12 protein-coding genes are annotated in these 17271 nt (G+C 63.2%); 6 read left to right on the forward strand and 6 right to left on the reverse strand.

Annotated features, from left to right (window positions below; all coding sequences use genetic code 11):
• Positions 1-124 precede the first annotated feature (124 nt).
• The 4 genes from WJU17_RS18345 to WJU17_RS18360 all read right to left on the reverse strand — a co-directional run bounded on the left by WJU17_RS18345 (position 125) and on the right by WJU17_RS18360 (position 3456).
• The gene (locus tag WJU17_RS18345; protein ID WP_346328990.1) at positions 125-634 is read right to left on the reverse strand and encodes a fasciclin domain-containing protein; all 510 of its coding nucleotides are present in this window, start codon (positions 632-634) and stop codon (positions 125-127) included.
• Between the two features lie 299 nt (positions 635-933).
• Positions 934-2115, reverse strand: coding sequence for an NAD(P)/FAD-dependent oxidoreductase (locus WJU17_RS18350; RefSeq protein WP_346328838.1), 1182 nt, complete (start codon positions 2113-2115; stop codon positions 934-936).
• A 64-nt stretch (positions 2116-2179) separates the two neighbouring features.
• Positions 2180-2452, reverse strand: a complete 273-nt coding sequence (locus WJU17_RS18355) for a hypothetical protein (RefSeq protein ID WP_346328839.1) — start codon at positions 2450-2452, stop codon at positions 2180-2182.
• 11 nt (positions 2453-2463) lie between these two features.
• A complete protein-coding gene (locus WJU17_RS18360; RefSeq protein ID WP_346328840.1) occupies positions 2464-3456 on the reverse strand; it encodes a TerC family protein in 993 nt (330 codons plus the stop codon).
• A 292-nt stretch (positions 3457-3748) separates the two neighbouring features.
• On the opposite strand from WJU17_RS18360, the gene WJU17_RS18365 reads away from it, so the two are divergent.
• Together WJU17_RS18365 and WJU17_RS18370 are read left to right on the forward strand one after the other, a co-directional pair.
• Positions 3749-4189, forward strand: coding sequence for a DUF4112 domain-containing protein (locus tag WJU17_RS18365; protein ID WP_346328841.1), 441 nt, complete (start codon positions 3749-3751; stop codon positions 4187-4189).
• Complete coding sequence (locus WJU17_RS18370) at positions 4186-4539, forward strand: hypothetical protein (RefSeq protein WP_346328842.1); 354 nt, start codon at positions 4186-4188, stop codon at positions 4537-4539. Before WJU17_RS18365 ends, WJU17_RS18370 begins: the two co-directional genes overlap by 4 nt.
• A gap of 5 nt (positions 4540-4544) precedes the next feature.
• Here WJU17_RS18370 and WJU17_RS18375 read toward each other — a convergent pair whose 3' ends face one another.
• Positions 4545-5072: a copper chaperone PCu(A)C gene (locus WJU17_RS18375; RefSeq protein ID WP_346328843.1), complete on the reverse strand. Its 528-nt coding sequence runs from the start codon at positions 5070-5072 to the stop codon at positions 4545-4547.
• 152 nt (positions 5073-5224) lie between these two features.
• On the opposite strand from WJU17_RS18375, the gene WJU17_RS18380 reads away from it, so the two are divergent.
• Positions 5225-5941 carry a superoxide dismutase gene (locus tag WJU17_RS18380; RefSeq protein ID WP_346328844.1) on the forward strand — a complete coding sequence of 239 codons (717 nt, stop codon included), beginning with the start codon at positions 5225-5227 and terminating at the stop codon, positions 5939-5941.
• A gap of 57 nt (positions 5942-5998) precedes the next feature.
• On the opposite strand, the gene epsC is transcribed toward WJU17_RS18380, so the two are convergent.
• Positions 5999-7003 carry a serine O-acetyltransferase EpsC gene (gene epsC / locus WJU17_RS18385; protein ID WP_346328845.1) on the reverse strand — a complete coding sequence of 335 codons (1005 nt, stop codon included), beginning with the start codon at positions 7001-7003 and terminating at the stop codon, positions 5999-6001.
• A 130-nt stretch (positions 7004-7133) separates the two neighbouring features.
• Here epsC and WJU17_RS18390 point away from each other — a divergent pair, with 130 nt between their 5' ends.
• The 3 genes from WJU17_RS18390 to WJU17_RS18400 all read left to right on the forward strand — a co-directional run bounded on the left by WJU17_RS18390 (position 7134) and on the right by WJU17_RS18400 (position 17133).
• The gene (locus WJU17_RS18390; protein ID WP_346328846.1) at positions 7134-7322 is read left to right on the forward strand and encodes a hypothetical protein; all 189 of its coding nucleotides are present in this window, start codon (positions 7134-7136) and stop codon (positions 7320-7322) included.
• A 214-nt stretch (positions 7323-7536) separates the two neighbouring features.
• The gene (locus WJU17_RS18395) at positions 7537-12012 is read left to right on the forward strand and encodes an autotransporter domain-containing protein (RefSeq protein WP_346328847.1); all 4476 of its coding nucleotides are present in this window, start codon (positions 7537-7539) and stop codon (positions 12010-12012) included.
• Positions 12013-12267: 255 nt separating this feature from the next.
• Positions 12268-17133: an autotransporter outer membrane beta-barrel domain-containing protein gene (locus WJU17_RS18400; protein ID WP_346328848.1), complete on the forward strand. Its 4866-nt coding sequence runs from the start codon at positions 12268-12270 to the stop codon at positions 17131-17133.
• Positions 17134-17271 lie beyond the last annotated feature (138 nt).

A 17271-nucleotide genomic window follows, 5' to 3' on the forward strand; every position in this document is an offset into this window, starting at 1 on the left:
GAACAATTGCGTATTTATCGTTGAAATCGCATGGAAATCCGGCGAGGAGCTTGTGCTGTCATGAAAACGGCGGCGCCATTGGCGCCGCCGTCTCTTGCATGTCGTCTGGTCTCTGACCGACGGATTACGGCATCAGCACCGTATCGATGACGTGAACGACGCCATTGGACTGGTCAACATCGGCGATGGTGATCTTGGCCTTGTTACCCTTGGTATCCTTGACCCACCAGCCGCCGTCCTTTTCCATCAAGGTGATCTTGCCGCCTTGAACGGTGGTGAACTCGGCCTTGCCGCCATTGGCCTTGGCCGCTGCCGCGATACTGGCGGCGTCATGATCGCCAGCCACAACGTGGTAGGTCAGAATGCCGGTCAGCTTTTCCTTGTTCTCGGGCTTCACCAGCGTGTCCACCGTGCCGGCGGGCAGCTTGGCGAAGGCGGCGTCGGTCGGCGCGAAGACCGTGAACGGGCCAGGACCCTGCAGCGTCTCGACCAGACCGGCGGCCTTTACAGCCGCCACGAGAGTGGTGTGATCCTTCGAGGCGCTGGCGTTCTCGACAATGTTCTTTGACGGCGACATGGCGGCGCCGCCGACCATCTTCGTCGCGGACGAGGCCTGCGCCGCGGGAGCGCCCATGCTTTCCGCGAGAACAGCGGTCGGCGCGGCGGTCAGGGCAACAGCGGCGGCCAGCATCAGGGCGCGATGAGTGGTGTGAATACGCATGAGTGTCTCCTATAGACCTTCCAGTTCCTCCCTATAGAGGAATGTATAAGTTACGGGGGGTGAGCGATTATGGATGACCGAGTGTCCCAATAATTTTCTAATATTAAAATATTTTGCTGAATTTTATATTTGTCGGAACTTTAGTCGATCATGGTGGTTTGTGTCTGTTGGCCAATAAGATCCCCACTATACGGCGGGTATGCGCCGCAGGATCACGCGGCCTGTCCCGCGCTCCACCCCGACGACCAGGCCCACTGGAAATTGTAGCCGCCCAGCCAGCCGGTTACGTCGACCACTTCCCCGATGAAGAACAGCCCCGGCACGTCGCGCGCCTGCATGGTTCGAGAGTCCAGATTCTGCGTATCGACGCCACCGGCCGTGACCTCAGCGGTCCGATACCCTTCCGTGCCCGCCGGGACGATACGCCAGTCATTGACCGCGGCCTCGATGGTGCGCAGCCGCTTGTCCGACAGATCGCCCATGGTGCCGGTGATGGCCTGACGTTCCACAACCGCTTGCGCCAGGCGCTTGGGCAGCAGCGTAGACAGGGCGGTTTGCGGCGCCTGCCGTCCATTGTCGGCCCTGGCTTGCCGCAGGGTGGCGTAGACATCTGTCTGGGGCAGCATCGATACGGCGATTTCCTCGCCGCCGCGCCAGAACGAGGAAATCTGCAGGATTGCAGGCCCGCTCAGGCCGCGGTGGGTGAACAGGATCGCTTCCTGGAAACGGGTCTTGCCGCAGCGTACCGCCGCGCCATCGACGGAAACGCCTGCCAGAGGCTTCAGGCTTTCCAGCATTTCCGGCGTGAATGTCAGCGGGACGAGCGCGGGGCGGGGCTGGACGATCCGCAGGCCGAACTGGCGGGCGATATCGTAGCCGAAGCCCGTCGCGCCCATCTTGGGAATGGACAGACCGCCGCAGGCGACCACCAGTGATTGCGCTCGCCATTGGCCCACGGGGCCGGTCAGGATGAATTCCGCGTCGCGGCGTTCGACCGTGTCGATTTTTGTACCCAGGCGAAGCACGGCGCCGTGGCGCTTCATCTCGGTCACCAGCATGTCGACGATCTGGGTCGCCGAACCGTCGCAGAAAAGTTGCCCCAGCGTCTTCTCGTGCCAGGCGATGCCGTGACGCTCGACCATGGCGATGAAGTCGCGCTGTGTATAGCGCTTGAGCGCCGAGATGCAGAAGCGGGGATTCTCCGACAGATAATTGGCCGGCCCCGCGCCCAGATTGGTGAAGTTGCATCGGCCGCCGCCGGAAATGCGAATCTTCTCGCCCGGCGCGAAGCCGTGTTCGATGACCAGGACCGAACGACCCCGCCGCGCCGCCTCGATCGCGCACATCATGCCGGCGGCGCCGGCGCCGATCACCACTACGTCGAAAGAGTCCAAGGCCGCCTGCGTCTCCGATTACCGCTGCGCGGTTCATAGCACGGCTTCACAAGCGGCGCGCGGCTCAACCCATATAGGGCCGCGCCGCGGCGATGGCCGGCCCGCAGGACGGGACAACTTCGGCCACCACGCTCTCGGCGCTGGTCATGCCGAACGCCACGCCCAGCGCGGTCGCGGCGCTCCAGCCCCACCGTTCCGACACGCGTTCCGACAGGGCGGCGGGCGCCTCACCGAGGCACGTGGTGACCTGAGCGATCACCTCGCGCGGGGCAGAGGCCAAGGTTTCGCTGAGTTCGGCCTGAAATGGCTCGAGGACGAAAATGCTCAGCATCGACATGAGGAATTCGTTCACGGGACGGCCTTTTCATGAGGGGGCGGCGCGTTACGCGTTTTCCAGAGACTGTACGCGACGCCCGAAGCGAGGATGGCGAGGGTGATGCCCAGCGACGCGGCCGCCGGGAATTTTTCCATGCCCAGCAGGTCCGCGACGAAGACCTTGCCGCCGATGAAGATCAGCAGGATGGCCAACGCGGTCTTCAGGTAGTGGAACCGGTCGACGATGGCCGCCAGGGCGAAATACAGCGCGCGCAGTCCGAGGATGGCGAAGATGTTCGACGTGTACACGATGAAGGGATCGGTCGTGATCGCGAAGATCGCCGGGACGGAGTCGACCGCGAAGATGACGTCGGCGATCTCGATCAACACCAGCGCGAGGAAGAGGGGCGTCGCGAACCAGACCGCCTTGCCGCTGACAGGGTGGGGCTTGCGCACGAAGAAGTGCTGGTCGTGCAGCTCGTCCGTCACATTGAAGCGGCGGCGGATGAACTTGAGCAGTGGGTTGTCGCCAATGGATCGGGGCTTGTCGTCGAACATCAGCATCTTGATGCCCGTCAGGATCAGGAATGCCGCGAACAGGTACAGCACCCACGAAAATTCCGAGACGATCGCTGCGCCGAAGCCGATCATGATGGCGCGCAGGACGATGACGCCCAGAATGCCCCAGAAGAGCACGCGGTGCTGATAGAGGCGCGGAATGGCGAAATAGGTGAAGATCAGGGCGATGACAAAGACGTTATCCATCGCCAGGGTCTTCTCGACCGCGAAACCGGTGAGATAATTCATCCCGGCTTCCGCGCCGAGATACCACCATACCCAGGCGCCAAACGTGATGCCAAGGCTGATGTAGACGCCGGACATCAAGAGGCTTTCCCGCACGCCGATCTCCCGCTCCTTACGGTGCAGGATACCAAGATCAATCACGAGAAGGCTGATGACGATGCCGATGAACGACAACCACATCCACAGCGGCTTGCCGAGCCAGTCGGCAAACAGAAACTCCATGTCCAAAATGGGCACTCCCTCTGCTGTCGGCTTGCGATATCGAAGAAGGTCCGACATCGCGGGAGCGCCGACAAATCCCGCCAGAGGGGCCCGGACCACGGGTTGAGCGCGAATTGGGGATGCGAGCGGCCGTCGTCAAGGGCGTGCGGTAGATTTTTTTCGCACCTTGAATTTGTCTCCGGAATCGCCACTTGAACGGCACTGGGTCCGGGCCCCTCTGGCGGCGGTTGCCGCGATGTCGGACTCTTCCACCTGACGGGCGCTTGTGGCGTCTGAATTCTGGGAGTTTCCCATGGCTTATGCCGGATCGACGACTTTCGAAAACTATCAGCCCGCTGACGAGACTCACGCCGCGGCACGCGTTCGCCTCGACGCCATTGCGCGATTCTTCGACAGCGCCTTCACCCTACCCGGAACCAACATTCGTTTTGGCGCGGATGCCCTGCTGAACCTGTTCCCGGGTGCCGGCACGTTGCTGTCCAGCGGCGTGTCGGCCTATCTGGTCTGGGAGGCCCGGCGCCTCGGGGCGCCCAAGATTCTGATCGGGCGGATGCTGGCGAATGTCGGCGTCGACACGGTCATCAGCGCCGTTCCCTTGGTGGGCTGGGTCGGCGATGTGTTCTTCCGGGCCAATCTGCGCAATATGAAACTGCTGCGTGACCATCTGGACAAGGTGGCGCGCAACCGGGTCGAGGAAGAGTCGATCACGACCACGTGGAGGGTCGTGCGTTGAAAGCGTTTCTCTGGATCGTGACGTCGATCTTCATTGCGTTCTGGACGATCTCGGCGTGGGTCGCCTATGCCGTCATCGATGTCTCGGGCAACTGGGCGTCGGGGAACGCCGACGCCGTCACGTCGCACCCCGAAACGGTCGAGACCCTTTCCTGGTTGGCCCGCGTACTGGCAGGCACCGGTGAATTCATCGTCATCGCTGTCTGGGCCGTGGGTACGCTGATAATGGCGGCGGTGCCGTGGCTGCTGGGCAAGCTGATCGATCGCGCTCGTCCGAAGCCGGTGTTGCAGTGGCATCCGGACGACCCGCGCGCGGCCCCGCGTAACCCCGGTTCGCAGCGGATACCCTGATCCGTTCAGTGACCCATGTGATCGTGCGCGTCATGGTGTTCGGCGGGCATGGTCGGCGCGGTCGCGCCGGCGCCCTCGACACTGAACACCACGTCAACAGTGCCGGCGTCTCGAAATGTCAGCGTACCGGGAAAGGATTCACCCTCTTTGAGGGGCCGTTTCAGATTCATCAGCATCAGGTGGTACGAACCCGGCTTCAGAGCGACCGTAGCGCCCGGCGCCAGTTCAATGCCATTCATGAGATGACGCATGCCCATCACGCCATCCCTCATGGTGGATTCGTGAATCTCGACCTTCTCGGCGATGTCGGCTGTCGCCGAAATCAGCCGGTCGGCCTTGTCGCCGCGATTGACGACGTCCAAGTAGCCACCGGCTACCTTGGCGCCGCCGGGCGTGGCCCGCGACCAGGGATGGATGATTTCCAGGTCGCCCGCCGCGGTTGCATGCGCGTGCGGCTCGGCGGCGATGGCCGGCGCGGCGGCGAGAAGAACCAACGCGGCGAGAGCCGAACGAATCCTGCTGTAGCGAAACATGACACCTCCTGGGCTGGTTCGGGCGGAGTTTCCATGCCCCCATGCGCAGGGTCAAGCCGCAAGGGGGTCGTCAATCCCATGATGGCTTCCTATGATACCGCCGCGCGGTGGCGCCGGAGCATCGCGGGCACTTACATCCAAGGAGAACATCCATGAATCCCAAAATGTTGGCTGTTTCGCTGTCGCTGGCCTTCGCTGCAGCCGTGCCATTTGGCGTCATGGCGGCGGAAACCGCCGCGACGACCGCGCCGTCGGCGGCGTTCGAGCAAGCGCCTTTGCCCTATGCCTTCGACGCGCTCGAGCCGGTCATTGACCGGCAGACCATGGAAATCCACCATGGCCGCCATCATGCCGCGTATGTGAAGGCCCTGAACGCAGCGATCACCGACACGCCCGCCCTGCAGGGCAAGACCCTTGATGAGATCCTGGCGTCCGTTTCATCCGCCTCTCCGGCGGTGCGGAACAACGCGGGTGGCCACTATAACCATACGCTTTTCTGGACGCTGATGGCCCCGGCCGATCAGCGCGGCGCGCCGTCCGATGCCTTGAAAGCCCAGATCGACAAGGATTTCGGCTCCTGGGACAACTTTAGCAAGGCCTTCGAGGAAGCGGGGACCAAACGCTTCGGCTCGGGCTGGGCGTGGCTGATCTGGTCGGACGGGAAGTTGAGGGTCATCTCGACACCGAACCAGGACAATCCCCTGATGGACATCGCCGAGGTCAAGGGCACGCCGATCCTTGCGAACGATGTCTGGGAGCACGCCTACTATCTGAAATATCAGAACAAGCGCGCCGACTATCTGAAGGCGTGGTGGCAGGTCGTGAACTGGGCCAAGGTGAACGAGCTGTTCGCCGCCGCGACGGAGTAAGATCCAGAGGCATTCCGGCCCGGGCCGGAATGCCTCGTTCTCTCGGGGCTGGCCGGCTCAGCCCAGCGCGCCGTCCTCGTCCTTGCGGGAGCAGATTTCGTAGAGCATGGCGCAATCGTTGCGCATCTGTGCCTGGGTGACATTGCTTCCCGGCGGCACGCTTTGCGTCAGCCAGACATTGCCGCCGATGGTCGATCCGGCGCCAATGGTGATGCGACCCAGAATGGTGGCGCCGGAATAGATAACGACGTCGTCCTCGACGATGGGATGACGGGCGATGCCCTTGATCAGGGTGCCGTTCTCGTCGGCGGGGAAGCTCTTCGCGCCCAGGGTCACGGCCTGATACAGCCGCACCCGGTCGCCGATGATCGCGGTCTGGCCGACCACGACCCCGGTGCCGTGATCGATGAAGAAAGCTTCGCCGATCTCTGCCGCCGGATGGATGTCGATACCCGTGCTGGAATGAGCGATCTCTGAAATCAGCCGGGCCGGCAGCGTGGCGCCCAGCTTGTATAAGGCGTGCGCCACGCGGTAGTGGATGACAGCCGTCATTCCGGGGAAGCAGATCAGGATTTCCGAAATGCTCGTGGCCGAGGGGTCGCCCTTGTAAGCCGCATGCAGGTCGCTGACCAGCATGTCCCGGATCGCCGGCAGTTGCTCGCCAAAGGCCCGCACGATCCGCGTCGCCCGTGCGCGAATGTCGCTATCGCTGTCATTATCGGAATCCGCCGAGAACATCAGGCCGCGCCGGACCTGTTCGGTCAGCGCGTTGAGCGCCGTGTTCAGGGTGCTGCCGACGAAATAGTCGATGCTGTCGTGGTTGAGATCGGGACGACCATAATGCGTGGGAAACAGCGCCGCCGAGATCAAATCCATGATGCGGGAAATGGTATCCCGCTCCGGGAGTTCGCTGATCCGGCCGCGAAACCGGATATTGTGCTTGATCTCGCGCGATTGGCGCAGGCCATCGACGATACCATCAAGGTTCCAGTCGGTCTGGTGGGCCTGGTCGTGACTGGCCGGCGCCTGGGCGTCAAAAGTCGGCTTTATCTGGACTGACATTTCGGCTTCCGAGAATGAAGAAAGCCCGGCTTTCCGAGGTCCGCCAGGCGCATTGTTGGCGTCAGTGTACCGGAGATAGCCCGATACGGGCTAGAGACAATTGCCGATCAGCGGCTTGGCGCGCCGCCGCATGCTTCTGCTGCTGGGCCAGCTGCAACCGGAGTTGCGCCGCGCCGACGCGCCCATACTTCCTCCACGTCTTTCGCAGGCGGTTGGCGACGACGTATTTCCGCCGCATCGCGGACACAAAACGGCGTTGATCGGCCTGCATCATTTTTTTACCGGATGGCCGGAACAATTTGTCGCGCGCATCGTTTGAAGGCCTTCGGAAGGTTGTGCGAGTGGCCTGTTTTGCCGCTAACGTTAATTTAATAATATAAAATGTTACGGTAACGAATTGATAAAATTCACAAATCTTTACTGCGTGGGTTCATTTTTTTCTGGCGCTGGACGCTCGCATGGCTATTTCTTGTGAAAATGCCGTTTAGACGGTTTTACGAATCCATTGGGTCAAATTAGCAAAGGGAGCTCCCATGAAGCGCTTGGACAACAAGCTCAAGCTATCGGTGTCGCTGCTTGCATTGATGAGCGGCGGCGCGTTGCTTGCTTCAACCGCGCAGGCTGTCACCATCAGTGATGCGCAGAATTCCGTCGTCATCACCACCGATGCTTCCGACCTCACCGTCGAGGAAACTGGCGACGTGTCGCCGGGTGGCATCCTGGTTCAGGGTGGCGTGGACGGTGATGTCCTCAACGACGGGTCCATCGAATTCGTCGACAGCCCCATCGCGTCGGACAGCAACAGTGTCATCGCCGATGCCGTCGCCCTCGAGATCCTGGGTAACGTGGGTGGAGACGTCACCAACAACGGCGCGATGATCGCCACGTCCGATGCGGGCGTGAGTGTCATTTCCGATTTCTCGGACACCATCGCCATCGATGAAGATAGCTCGTCCAGCGCCATGTCCTACGCGACCGGCCTCTGGTTGAACACGGTCGACGGCGACGTCACCAACAATGGCGACATCACCGCGACGGCGACGGCCGACGCCTCTTCCGACATCAGCGCCGATTCCGATCTGGATTCGGCCCTGGGCGGCGGTTCGTACTCCGAAGCCGAAGCCTACGGTGTCGATGTGACCCTGGGCGAGGATAGCGGCTTCACCAATGCCACCGACGCGACCATCGTCGCCGACGCCAGCGCCTCGAGCGACGTGGTCGCCGATGTGACCGGCGACAATGCCTCGCTGTTCGACAGCGAAGGCGGCGACGCTGTTCAGTCTTATGCTTACGCGTACGGTGTTGATCTTCTGGGCGGCGGCGACATCGTCAACGATGGCAGCATCGAAGCCATCGCCGAGGCCAGCGCCGTTCTCGACGGCACGGTCACCGCGACAGCCGGCTCGGCGACGCTGGTGGATGTCACCGACTCCTACGCCGAGGCGACGGGCGTGTGGTCGGAAGGCGACATCGACGTCTTCGACAACACCGGCACGATCTCGGCCACGTCCACCGCGACCAGCACGGCCACGGCCGATGCGATGGCGACGGATGGCACGGCGACGATCATCGGCGAAAACTCGGCCCATGCCTATGCGGGCGGCGTCGATCTCGACACGACCGGCGCGTTCCTCAACGATGGCGACATCTCGGCCGACAGCGCCGCGGTTGTCGATGTCGATGGCATCGCGACCGGCGAACTCGGTTCGGCGGTTTCGCTCGGCAACTTCGCCGAGGGCGAATCGTGGGGCGTGTACATCGAGGATCTCGATGGAGATTTCGACAACAATGGTTCGATCAGCTCGGTTTCCAGCGCTGACGTGACCGCTATCCTGGATGCGGATTCCGCCGACACGGGTACTGGTGTGGTCTCCACCGGCGGCGGCGCCATTGCCAGTGCGTGGGGCGTGCAGGTCCAGAACCTGGACGGTGAATTCAACAACGGTGCCGATGGCGAAATCTCCGCCGACGCCACTGCTTCCACGTCATACGACATTGCCGCGAACGGCGTGTCGTCCGGTACCTTGAACGAAACCACCACCCAGGCGAATGCCGTGGGCGTTTATGTCGCTGGTCTCAGCGACGGCGAAGAGGGCGACACCGACGTCAACATGATCACCAACGCGGGGACCATTTCCGCGACGGCGAGCGCGACGTCCGACCTGATCACCTCCTCGACGGCCGAAACGACCGCCGGTGCTGGCGGCATCTCCAGCTATAATGGGACCGGCGCTCTCGCGGCGGGTCTGTTGAGCGAAGGCAACACGACCGGCTTCGACAATTCCGGCGACATCTCGGCGTCCGCGACCGCGGCCTCGACCGTGACGCAGGACGTTGCCGGCGACGATGGTGCCATGGGCGGCAGCTCCAACATCCTGTATGCCGCTGCCATTGGCACGGCCTTCACCTCGCCCGTCGATGGCGACATCGTCAATTCCGGCACGATCGACGCCACCGCGTCGGGCACGCTGGACATCGGCATGACGGCCACTGACCCCAGCGAAACCGGTTCGCAGAACCTCGGCGGCGTCGTCGCTGTCGGCCTCTACGCCGACGTCGAAGCGCCGAGCGATGACGAGGATACCGCGAACACCTTCACCAACAGCGGCACCATCAGCGCCACGGGTGATCTCACCATCGACGTCACCCAGCCGACCTCGTCGGATACGGTTGGCACCTTCCAGCAGACCTACGGCGTTCTCGGCGTCGCGGGCGCGGTCGTCGCCGGCGATGCCAGCGTGATCGACAACAGCGGCGACATCACTGCCACTGGCTCGCTGAACACCACCGGCATTACCGGTGAAGACAGCCTGACGGCCGCCGCGGCCATCGGCCTGTGGTTGCCGGAAGCCAATGACGGTCTGGTCGTCAACAACAGCGGCGACATCACCGCCGAACTCACCGGCAACGCGGACGAGTCCGTGGCTGTTGGCCTGATGCTGGGTCCGGTTCCGGATGGCCTGCTCGACGGACTGATCGGTGGCGAAGGCGGTCTCGGCGATCTGCCGATCGGTGGAATTCTGCCGGGCGAAGGTGAAGGCGACGATATCCAGGTCCTCGCGGCCGGCGTCATCACCGTCAACAATACCGGCAACATCTCCGGAAACAACGAGACGGAAGGCGGCTACGGCTACGGCATCTTCGCCGAAACCGCGCCGGTTCCGGTCGTGATCAACCAGATGGGCGGCTCGATCTCCGGCTCCACGGCGGCCATCGCCATGGATCAGGGCGCGGCTGACGTGCTCAACTGGTCGGGTGGCTCGATCAGCGGTCTGGTCGACGCCGACTCCGCCGATGTGGTCAACGTCATCCAGAATGGCGAGAACGCGACCACCGTCACGGCGGGCACGGACTTCGTTCTCGAAGGCGCCGGCCAGCTGAATATCGGTGCCGAAGACGCGCCGGTGACCTTCGTGATGAATGGTACCGTCAACAATGTCGGCGAAGCCAATCTGAACACCGATGGCACGCTGGTCGTCGGTCCGACGGGTGAAATCAACGTCGGCACCTACAACCAGGATCCGGACAGCACCCTGATCGTCCAGTTCGGCCCCACCGGCGGCGGTCTGATCACCACCGTGGGCGATGCCAACATCGACGGCAACTTCCAGGCCCAGGCCGTGGCCGGCCTGTACGGCGACAGCGGCAGCTACGTCGTCATCGACGCCGGCGGTGCCGTGGTCGGTGAGTTCGACAGCATCGACAATGTCGGCGATACGCTTCTGCTGGACTTCACCACCGAGGTGAATCCGTCGGACGTGACCGTCACGTGGAACCGCAACGCCTTCGACGAAGTCGATGGTCTCAGCGACAATTCCGCTTCGGTCGCCGGTGCGCTGGAAGACGGCTACGACCCGACCCGTCCTCCGTCGGGCAACACTCCCGAGCTGAACGACCAGATCGGCGGCCTGTTCACCCTGACCGACCCGGTCCTCTATGACCGTGTTCTGAACTCCTGGTCAGGTGCCGAACATGCCCAGGTCATGCGGGCGGCGACCAATCTGTCCGAGCCGTACCTGATGGCCCTGACCGAGCACCTGAACGACAACCGCAATACCGGCTTCAAGCAGCAGCGCGTCGTGATGCTGCGTCCGGACGGTTCGTCCAACTCGATCGCGCCGGCGTCGTCGGTCGGTCAATCGGGCGCCGAAGAAAGTGGCATCGCGTTCTGGGGCCGTGGTTTCGGTCGCTGGACGGATGTGCGCGGCGATCTGAACGCCGGTGGGTATGAAGAAGATACCTATGGCGCGGTCCTGGGTATGGACTTTCGGGTTGCCCCGACCGTCCTGCTGGGTGTCCTTGGTTCGTACATCGACAACGACATCGACTTCGACGATGGCGACTTCGGTTCGATCCGTCGCTGGAGCGTTGGCGGTTACGCGTCGGCCCAGTTCGATGCCTTCTATCTCGATGGCTCGTTCACCTACGCCAAGGACAAGTACCGTGTGGACCGCACCATCATCACGGGTGGCATCGCCAACCCGCTGTATGACGGCACGGTCGGCGCCTCGTCCCGCTACAAGGGTGATGGCTGGATCGCTCATGCCGAAACCGGTTTCAACTGGGATCTCGGCGAGAGCGCCAAGCTGCAGCCTTTCGCTGGCATCAACTACACCAGCCTCGACAGCGACGGCGTCACCGAAACGGGTGCGGGCGATCTTGGCCTGAACGTTCTGGATGGCACCGGCAAGTCGCTGCAGTCCCGCCTCGGCGCTCGTCTGAGCGGCGAATGGGGTTCGGGCGACGTGGTATGGGTCCCCGAGCTGCGCGGCGAATGGCGCCACGAGTTCAAGGACAATCCGGCGTGGATCGAAGCCTCGCTCATCGGTCTTCCGGGCCAGCCGTTCCAGACGGTCGGTTCCAAGATCAGCCGTGACCTCGCGGTCATCGGTGCGGGTATCTCGGCCCAGTTCGCTGGTGGTTGGGGTCTCTACGTCGACTATCAGGGCGCGTTTGCTTCTGGCTACAAGAGCCACATCGCGCAAGCCGGGGTCCGCGTTAAGTTCTGACGCGGTCAACATGGGGTTAAGGCGGGCACCCTCGGCTCCCGCCCGCCGACACCCCAACAGCAGCAGCAAGGGCACGGCGTACCGTTATTTACGGTGCGCCGTGTTCGCGTTTGGCGCCGGTTGAGGTTCGACACGGCGCGCGCAACTTTTACAGACCGCACGTTTTACAGGTGCGAACAGGTCGTTCCGGCTCTAGAATGTTTTACAATGTCGCCCAATAAAGGCGGCTCTAACTCATTTCCTTTGGGGGAAACATTGATCAATCGCTTTAACGGCAGGCTTCGGCTGTCCGTATCCATTCTTGCTCTGGCCGCCGGCGGCACCTCGTTACCGATGACCGCGCAGGCCTTGACGATCACCGGCAGTCAGACCGAGGTCAATCTGGGTCCGCTGGTCGAAAACGTCACGATCGCGACGGGCGCCACCGTCACGCCGGACGGTGTGGGAATCTTGTCCATTGATGGATTCCTGGTCAATAACGGCACCGTGACAGGGTCGGACAGCGATCTGCTCGCCGAGGATTTCAGCGCGGTCACCAACGTTACCGGGCTCTTCGTGTCGGGTGCCGTCACGGACGGCGTCACCAACGCCGGAGCGATTTCGGCCAACGCCAATTCGTCGGTGAACGCCGACTACGAAGCCGTGGTCGATGGAAGCGTCAGCGGCAGCGGTTCGGCGGGCGCGTCGTCGCTGGCCAACGCTGTTCTGCTGAGCACGGTCGAGGGCAATTTCACCAATTCCGGCGATATCGCCGCCGACGCCAGTTCCTCAATCTCCGGCGACGTGGTGCTTGATGCGACCGGCTCGATCGACGTGTCGGCCGGCGCCGAGCTGTTCAGCCAGGCCTATGGCGTGGCGATCTACAGCATCGACGGCTCGTTCCTCAACGCGGTGGACAGCACGATTTCGGCCGAGGCCATGAATCAGGTCGCCTTGACCCTTGATGCGACGGCGCTGAGCAGCGACGCCGATCAACTGGCCATCGACTCGCTCGTCGTCGCCTCGGGCGTGCAGATCACCGAGGCCGATGCCGTCATCAATGCCGGCACGGTCACCGTTTCAGCCGCCCATGACATCGACGTTGTCGGGAGCCTTGAGGCCACCGACGGCGCCGGCGTTCTTTCTCTCGGCAACGACGTCGATCAAAGCGTCACCGCCGTGGGCATTGCTGCCGCTTTCACTACCGAGCTTTCCAATAGCGGCGCGATCACCGTGAGTGCCGATGCCAATACAAACGTCGCGCTCGAGACCAGCGCGTCGCTGACCTCCTATGCCGGCGTCTATGGTCATACCGTTTCCGCCGGGTCGGTCGGCGTCCTTGGCGTCGTCGATGGCGATGCGGCCAATTCCGGCGCGATCACGGCGACGGCGTCTTCGGTTCTCGATATCGAGTTGGACGCGACCGGTGACGAAGGCGATGTCACCTCCCAGGTTTATGGCGGTCTGGTAACGGCCGACACGAGCGGTATCGCCCTCGACGGCGATATCGACAGTTTCTCCAATTCCGCGGCGGTCACCGCCACGGCCACGGCCATGCTGACCTTCGATGGGACGTCCACCGACATCGACGGCGAAAGCAGCGACTGGAGTTGGGTTCACCATGATGAAACCTCGGTCGCGGCCAGCGCCGCCGGCATAGAGCTGGGCGGTGATGAGGAAGGCTTGATCGGCGATGTCTCCAACAGCAGCGACATCAGCGCTCAGGCGACCGCGAGCCTGACGAACACGGGCGTCGCGCTCGGCGATTCGGGCTGGGTGACCTCGACCAATGGCGTCCTGGCCGAGGCCATCGGCCTGTTCGCCAAGAACGTGAATGGCGATGTCTCCAACACGGGGACGATTTCCTCGACCGCATCAGCCAGCAGCCTCACGGACTCCACCACCGGCGCAACCGGAACCGAAGTCTGGGGCTTGGCCACGGCCGACGAGAATGTGGTCGCGAGCGCCTGGGGTGTCCAGGTGGATGGTTTGGAAGGCACGTTCAGCAACGCCGCCGATGCGGCCATCGCCGCCACGGCCAGCGCCGTTCTGGATGTTGACCTGAATGCCTTCGGCGAAACGGCCTATGCGACGGCCTTCACAGCGGAAACGCTCGCCATCGCCCAAGGTGTCCTGCTCACCGGTGGCGTTTCCTCGCTTGAGAATACGGGCGCGATTTCGGCGACCGCGACGGGGACCTCGACCATCGATGCCTCGGCCGTCGGCGAGGTCGGTGCCTATGCCGAATCGGACCGGTTCCAGGGGGTCTATGCGGCCGGCATCTACGTGGATGGCGTCTCTTCGGGTCTCGACAACGCGGGCGATGTCACGGCCACCGCGACGTCCTCGGTCCTGCAGACCCTGTCGACGACGGGCGCTGACGTCAACGATGTCAGGGTGACCAACGAGCTGTACGCGACCGCCGAAGGCATCATTTTCGATGCCCCCATCTCGGGCGATGTCGTGAATTCCGGGACCGTTGCCGCCACCGCCGCGCTGACCCTCGACCTGACCGTCGTCTCCGGCACCGCCGAAGATCCGGGCGTGGTCCTGGTCGATAATTTCGTCGGTGTCTATGCTGCCGGCGTCTCCGGAATCTTCGCCGCGCCGCCGGTCGAGGAAGACGACGAAGAAGACGAGCAGAGCGAAGCCGCCGTACCGGTTCCCTATAGCTTTACCAATAGTGGCGATATCACCGCGGCGGGCACCCTCACGCTCGACCTTTCGGTCCCGGCGGGTACGGAAGAGTCCTACCACGTCACGACCGCCTTGCTCAGCGTGGTCGGCGCCGATATCGGCGGCGATGTGGGCGTCGTCACCAACAGCGGCACCATCTCGGCGGCTGGAACGGTCAACGCCGTCGGCGCGGGCGACAATATCGTGTCCGCCAGCGTTGTCGGCCTCTGGCTGCCCGACGCGGATGCGGGTCTGGACGTGATCAACAGCGGTACCATCTCGGCCAGCCTGGCGGGTACCGGCGCGACCGATACGGGCGCCGCGGCGATTGTCCTCGGCGGTATCACGGTGGTCGAGGAGCCGGACCCCGATGACGAAGGGGGCGAGGACGACCCGGACCAGGGCGAAGGCACGATCGAACTGTCCGTGTTGGCCATCGACGAAGGCGAGGGCGACGGCGGCGAGGAGACCGCTGGCGAAACCGGCCTGCCGACCGATACGCTGATCTACACCACCGCCGCGACCGACGTGATCACGCTGACCAACAGCGGCACCATCTCCGCGACCAACGCCCAAGGCATCTCCTATGGCGTGTATGCCGAGAACGCGCCCGCGCCGGTTGTCATCAACCAGCAGGGCGGCACCATTTCGGCCGAGGTCGCGCTGGCCCTGTTCCAGGGTAACGCGGATACGGTCAACTGGACCGGCGGCACCATCGCAGGCATCGTCGATGCCGACGAGTTCGACGTGGTCAATGTGTTCGACGGCACCGGTACGCCCGCGAACAAGACCATCGTGGCGCCGGAAGACTTCCTGCTGCTCGGCGGCGCGGCGCTGAACATCGGCGGCGAGGACGCCCCGGTCACCTTCATCCTGGATGGCGGCGTCATCGGCACCGAAGTGGTGAACGTCAATGCCGATGCCAATCTGGTCATGGGTCCGACCTCGGGCATGGTGATCGGCACGTTCAACATGGACGAAGACTCCACCCTGACCTTCGAAATCCTGCCCGACACGGCCGGCTTCATCGGCACGGTCGGCGACGCCAACATCGACGGGACGCTGGTGGTTTCGGCCCTGCCGGGCCTCTATGGCGACGAGGGTAGCCATCTGGTGATCGAGAGCCTTGGTCTCGTCAACGGCACGTTCGACAACGTCAACGTTCTCGGCGACACCCTGCTGCTCGACTTCGCCGCTGTCATCGGCGAACAGGATGTCACCATCGTGTGGGAACGCACGCCTTTCGATGGCGTGCCAGGCCTGACGATCAACGCATCGTCCGTCGCGGGAGCGCTCGAAGCCGGCTACGACCCGCTCCGGCCGTCCTCGACCAACGATCCGGAACTGAACGACATCCTGGCCGGCCTGTTCACCCTGACCAATGGCGCGACCTATGACCGGGTGCTCAACTCCTGGTCGGGTTCCGAACATGCCCAGGTGATGCGTGCCGCGGCCAATCTCTCCGAGCCCTATCACATGGCGGTTTCCGAGCATCTGAACGACATTCGCCGTTCAGGCGCGCCGGACGGTCAGGTGGTGATGCTGCGTCCGAATGGATCGTCCACTTCGATCGCTCCGGCGTCGGCGGCGGGTGCCTCGGGCGCCGAGGAAAGCGGCATCGCGTTCTGGGGCCGTGCCTACGGCCGCTGGGCGGATACGCGCGGCGACATCGAAGCCGATGGCTACGATGAAGAGACGTTCGGCGCGGTACTGGGCGCTGACTTCCATCTCGGTCCGAACGTGGTGCTCGGTGTCGTCGGTGGCTATGGCGATGACAGCATCGATTTCGACGATGGCGACGAAGGCAAGATCAAGCGCTGGAGCATCGGCGGCTATGTGTCGGCGACCATGGACCGGTTCTACATCGATGGCTCGCTGACCTATGCCAGCGACAGCTACAAGGTGAACCGGACCATCGTCTATGGCGACACCAGCTGCCTCGCTTTCAACTGCACCGACGGCGCGTCGTCCAAGTATGATGGCGACGGCTGGTTGGCGCATGCCGAGGTCGGCTATGTCTTCGCCATGGGCGAAGGCACGAGCCTCCAGCCTTTCGCGGGCCTGAACTACTCGACCGTCAGCCTCGATCCGTTCTCGGAAGCGGGCGGCGGCGATCTGGGCCTCGACGTGCTGGCCGGCAAGGGCAAATCCCTGCAGTCCCGGCTCGGCGCGCGCCTGACCGGCGAATGGGGCAGCGGCTCGACCAAGTGGGTGCCGGAGCTGCGGGTGGAATGGCGTCATGAGTTCGAGGACCAGCCGGCGTGGATCGGTGCCAGCCTGAACGGTCTCTCGGGCAATCCGTTCACCACCATCGGTTCGGAAGTCACGGAAGACCTGGCTGTCATCGGAGCGGGTGTCACCGCGATCATGAGCAACGGCGTCGGGATCTTTTTCGATTACCAGGCGGCGTTCGGTTCTGGATATAACAGCCATATCTTCCAGGGCGGTGTCAGGGTAAAGTTCTAAACTGGCGACAACCGGCGCCGGGCGGCCATAACCAGCTCCACTGGATCCAACCGGAACCGGTACAGGACGCAGACACGGCGCCTCCGCGAGGAGGCGCCGTGTTCGCGTTTCGACCGCGCTATACTTCAGACTGGTTGA

Source organism: Iodidimonas sp. SYSU 1G8 (genome assembly GCF_039655775.1).
GTDB lineage: Bacteria > Pseudomonadota > Alphaproteobacteria > SMXS01 > SMXS01 > RI-34.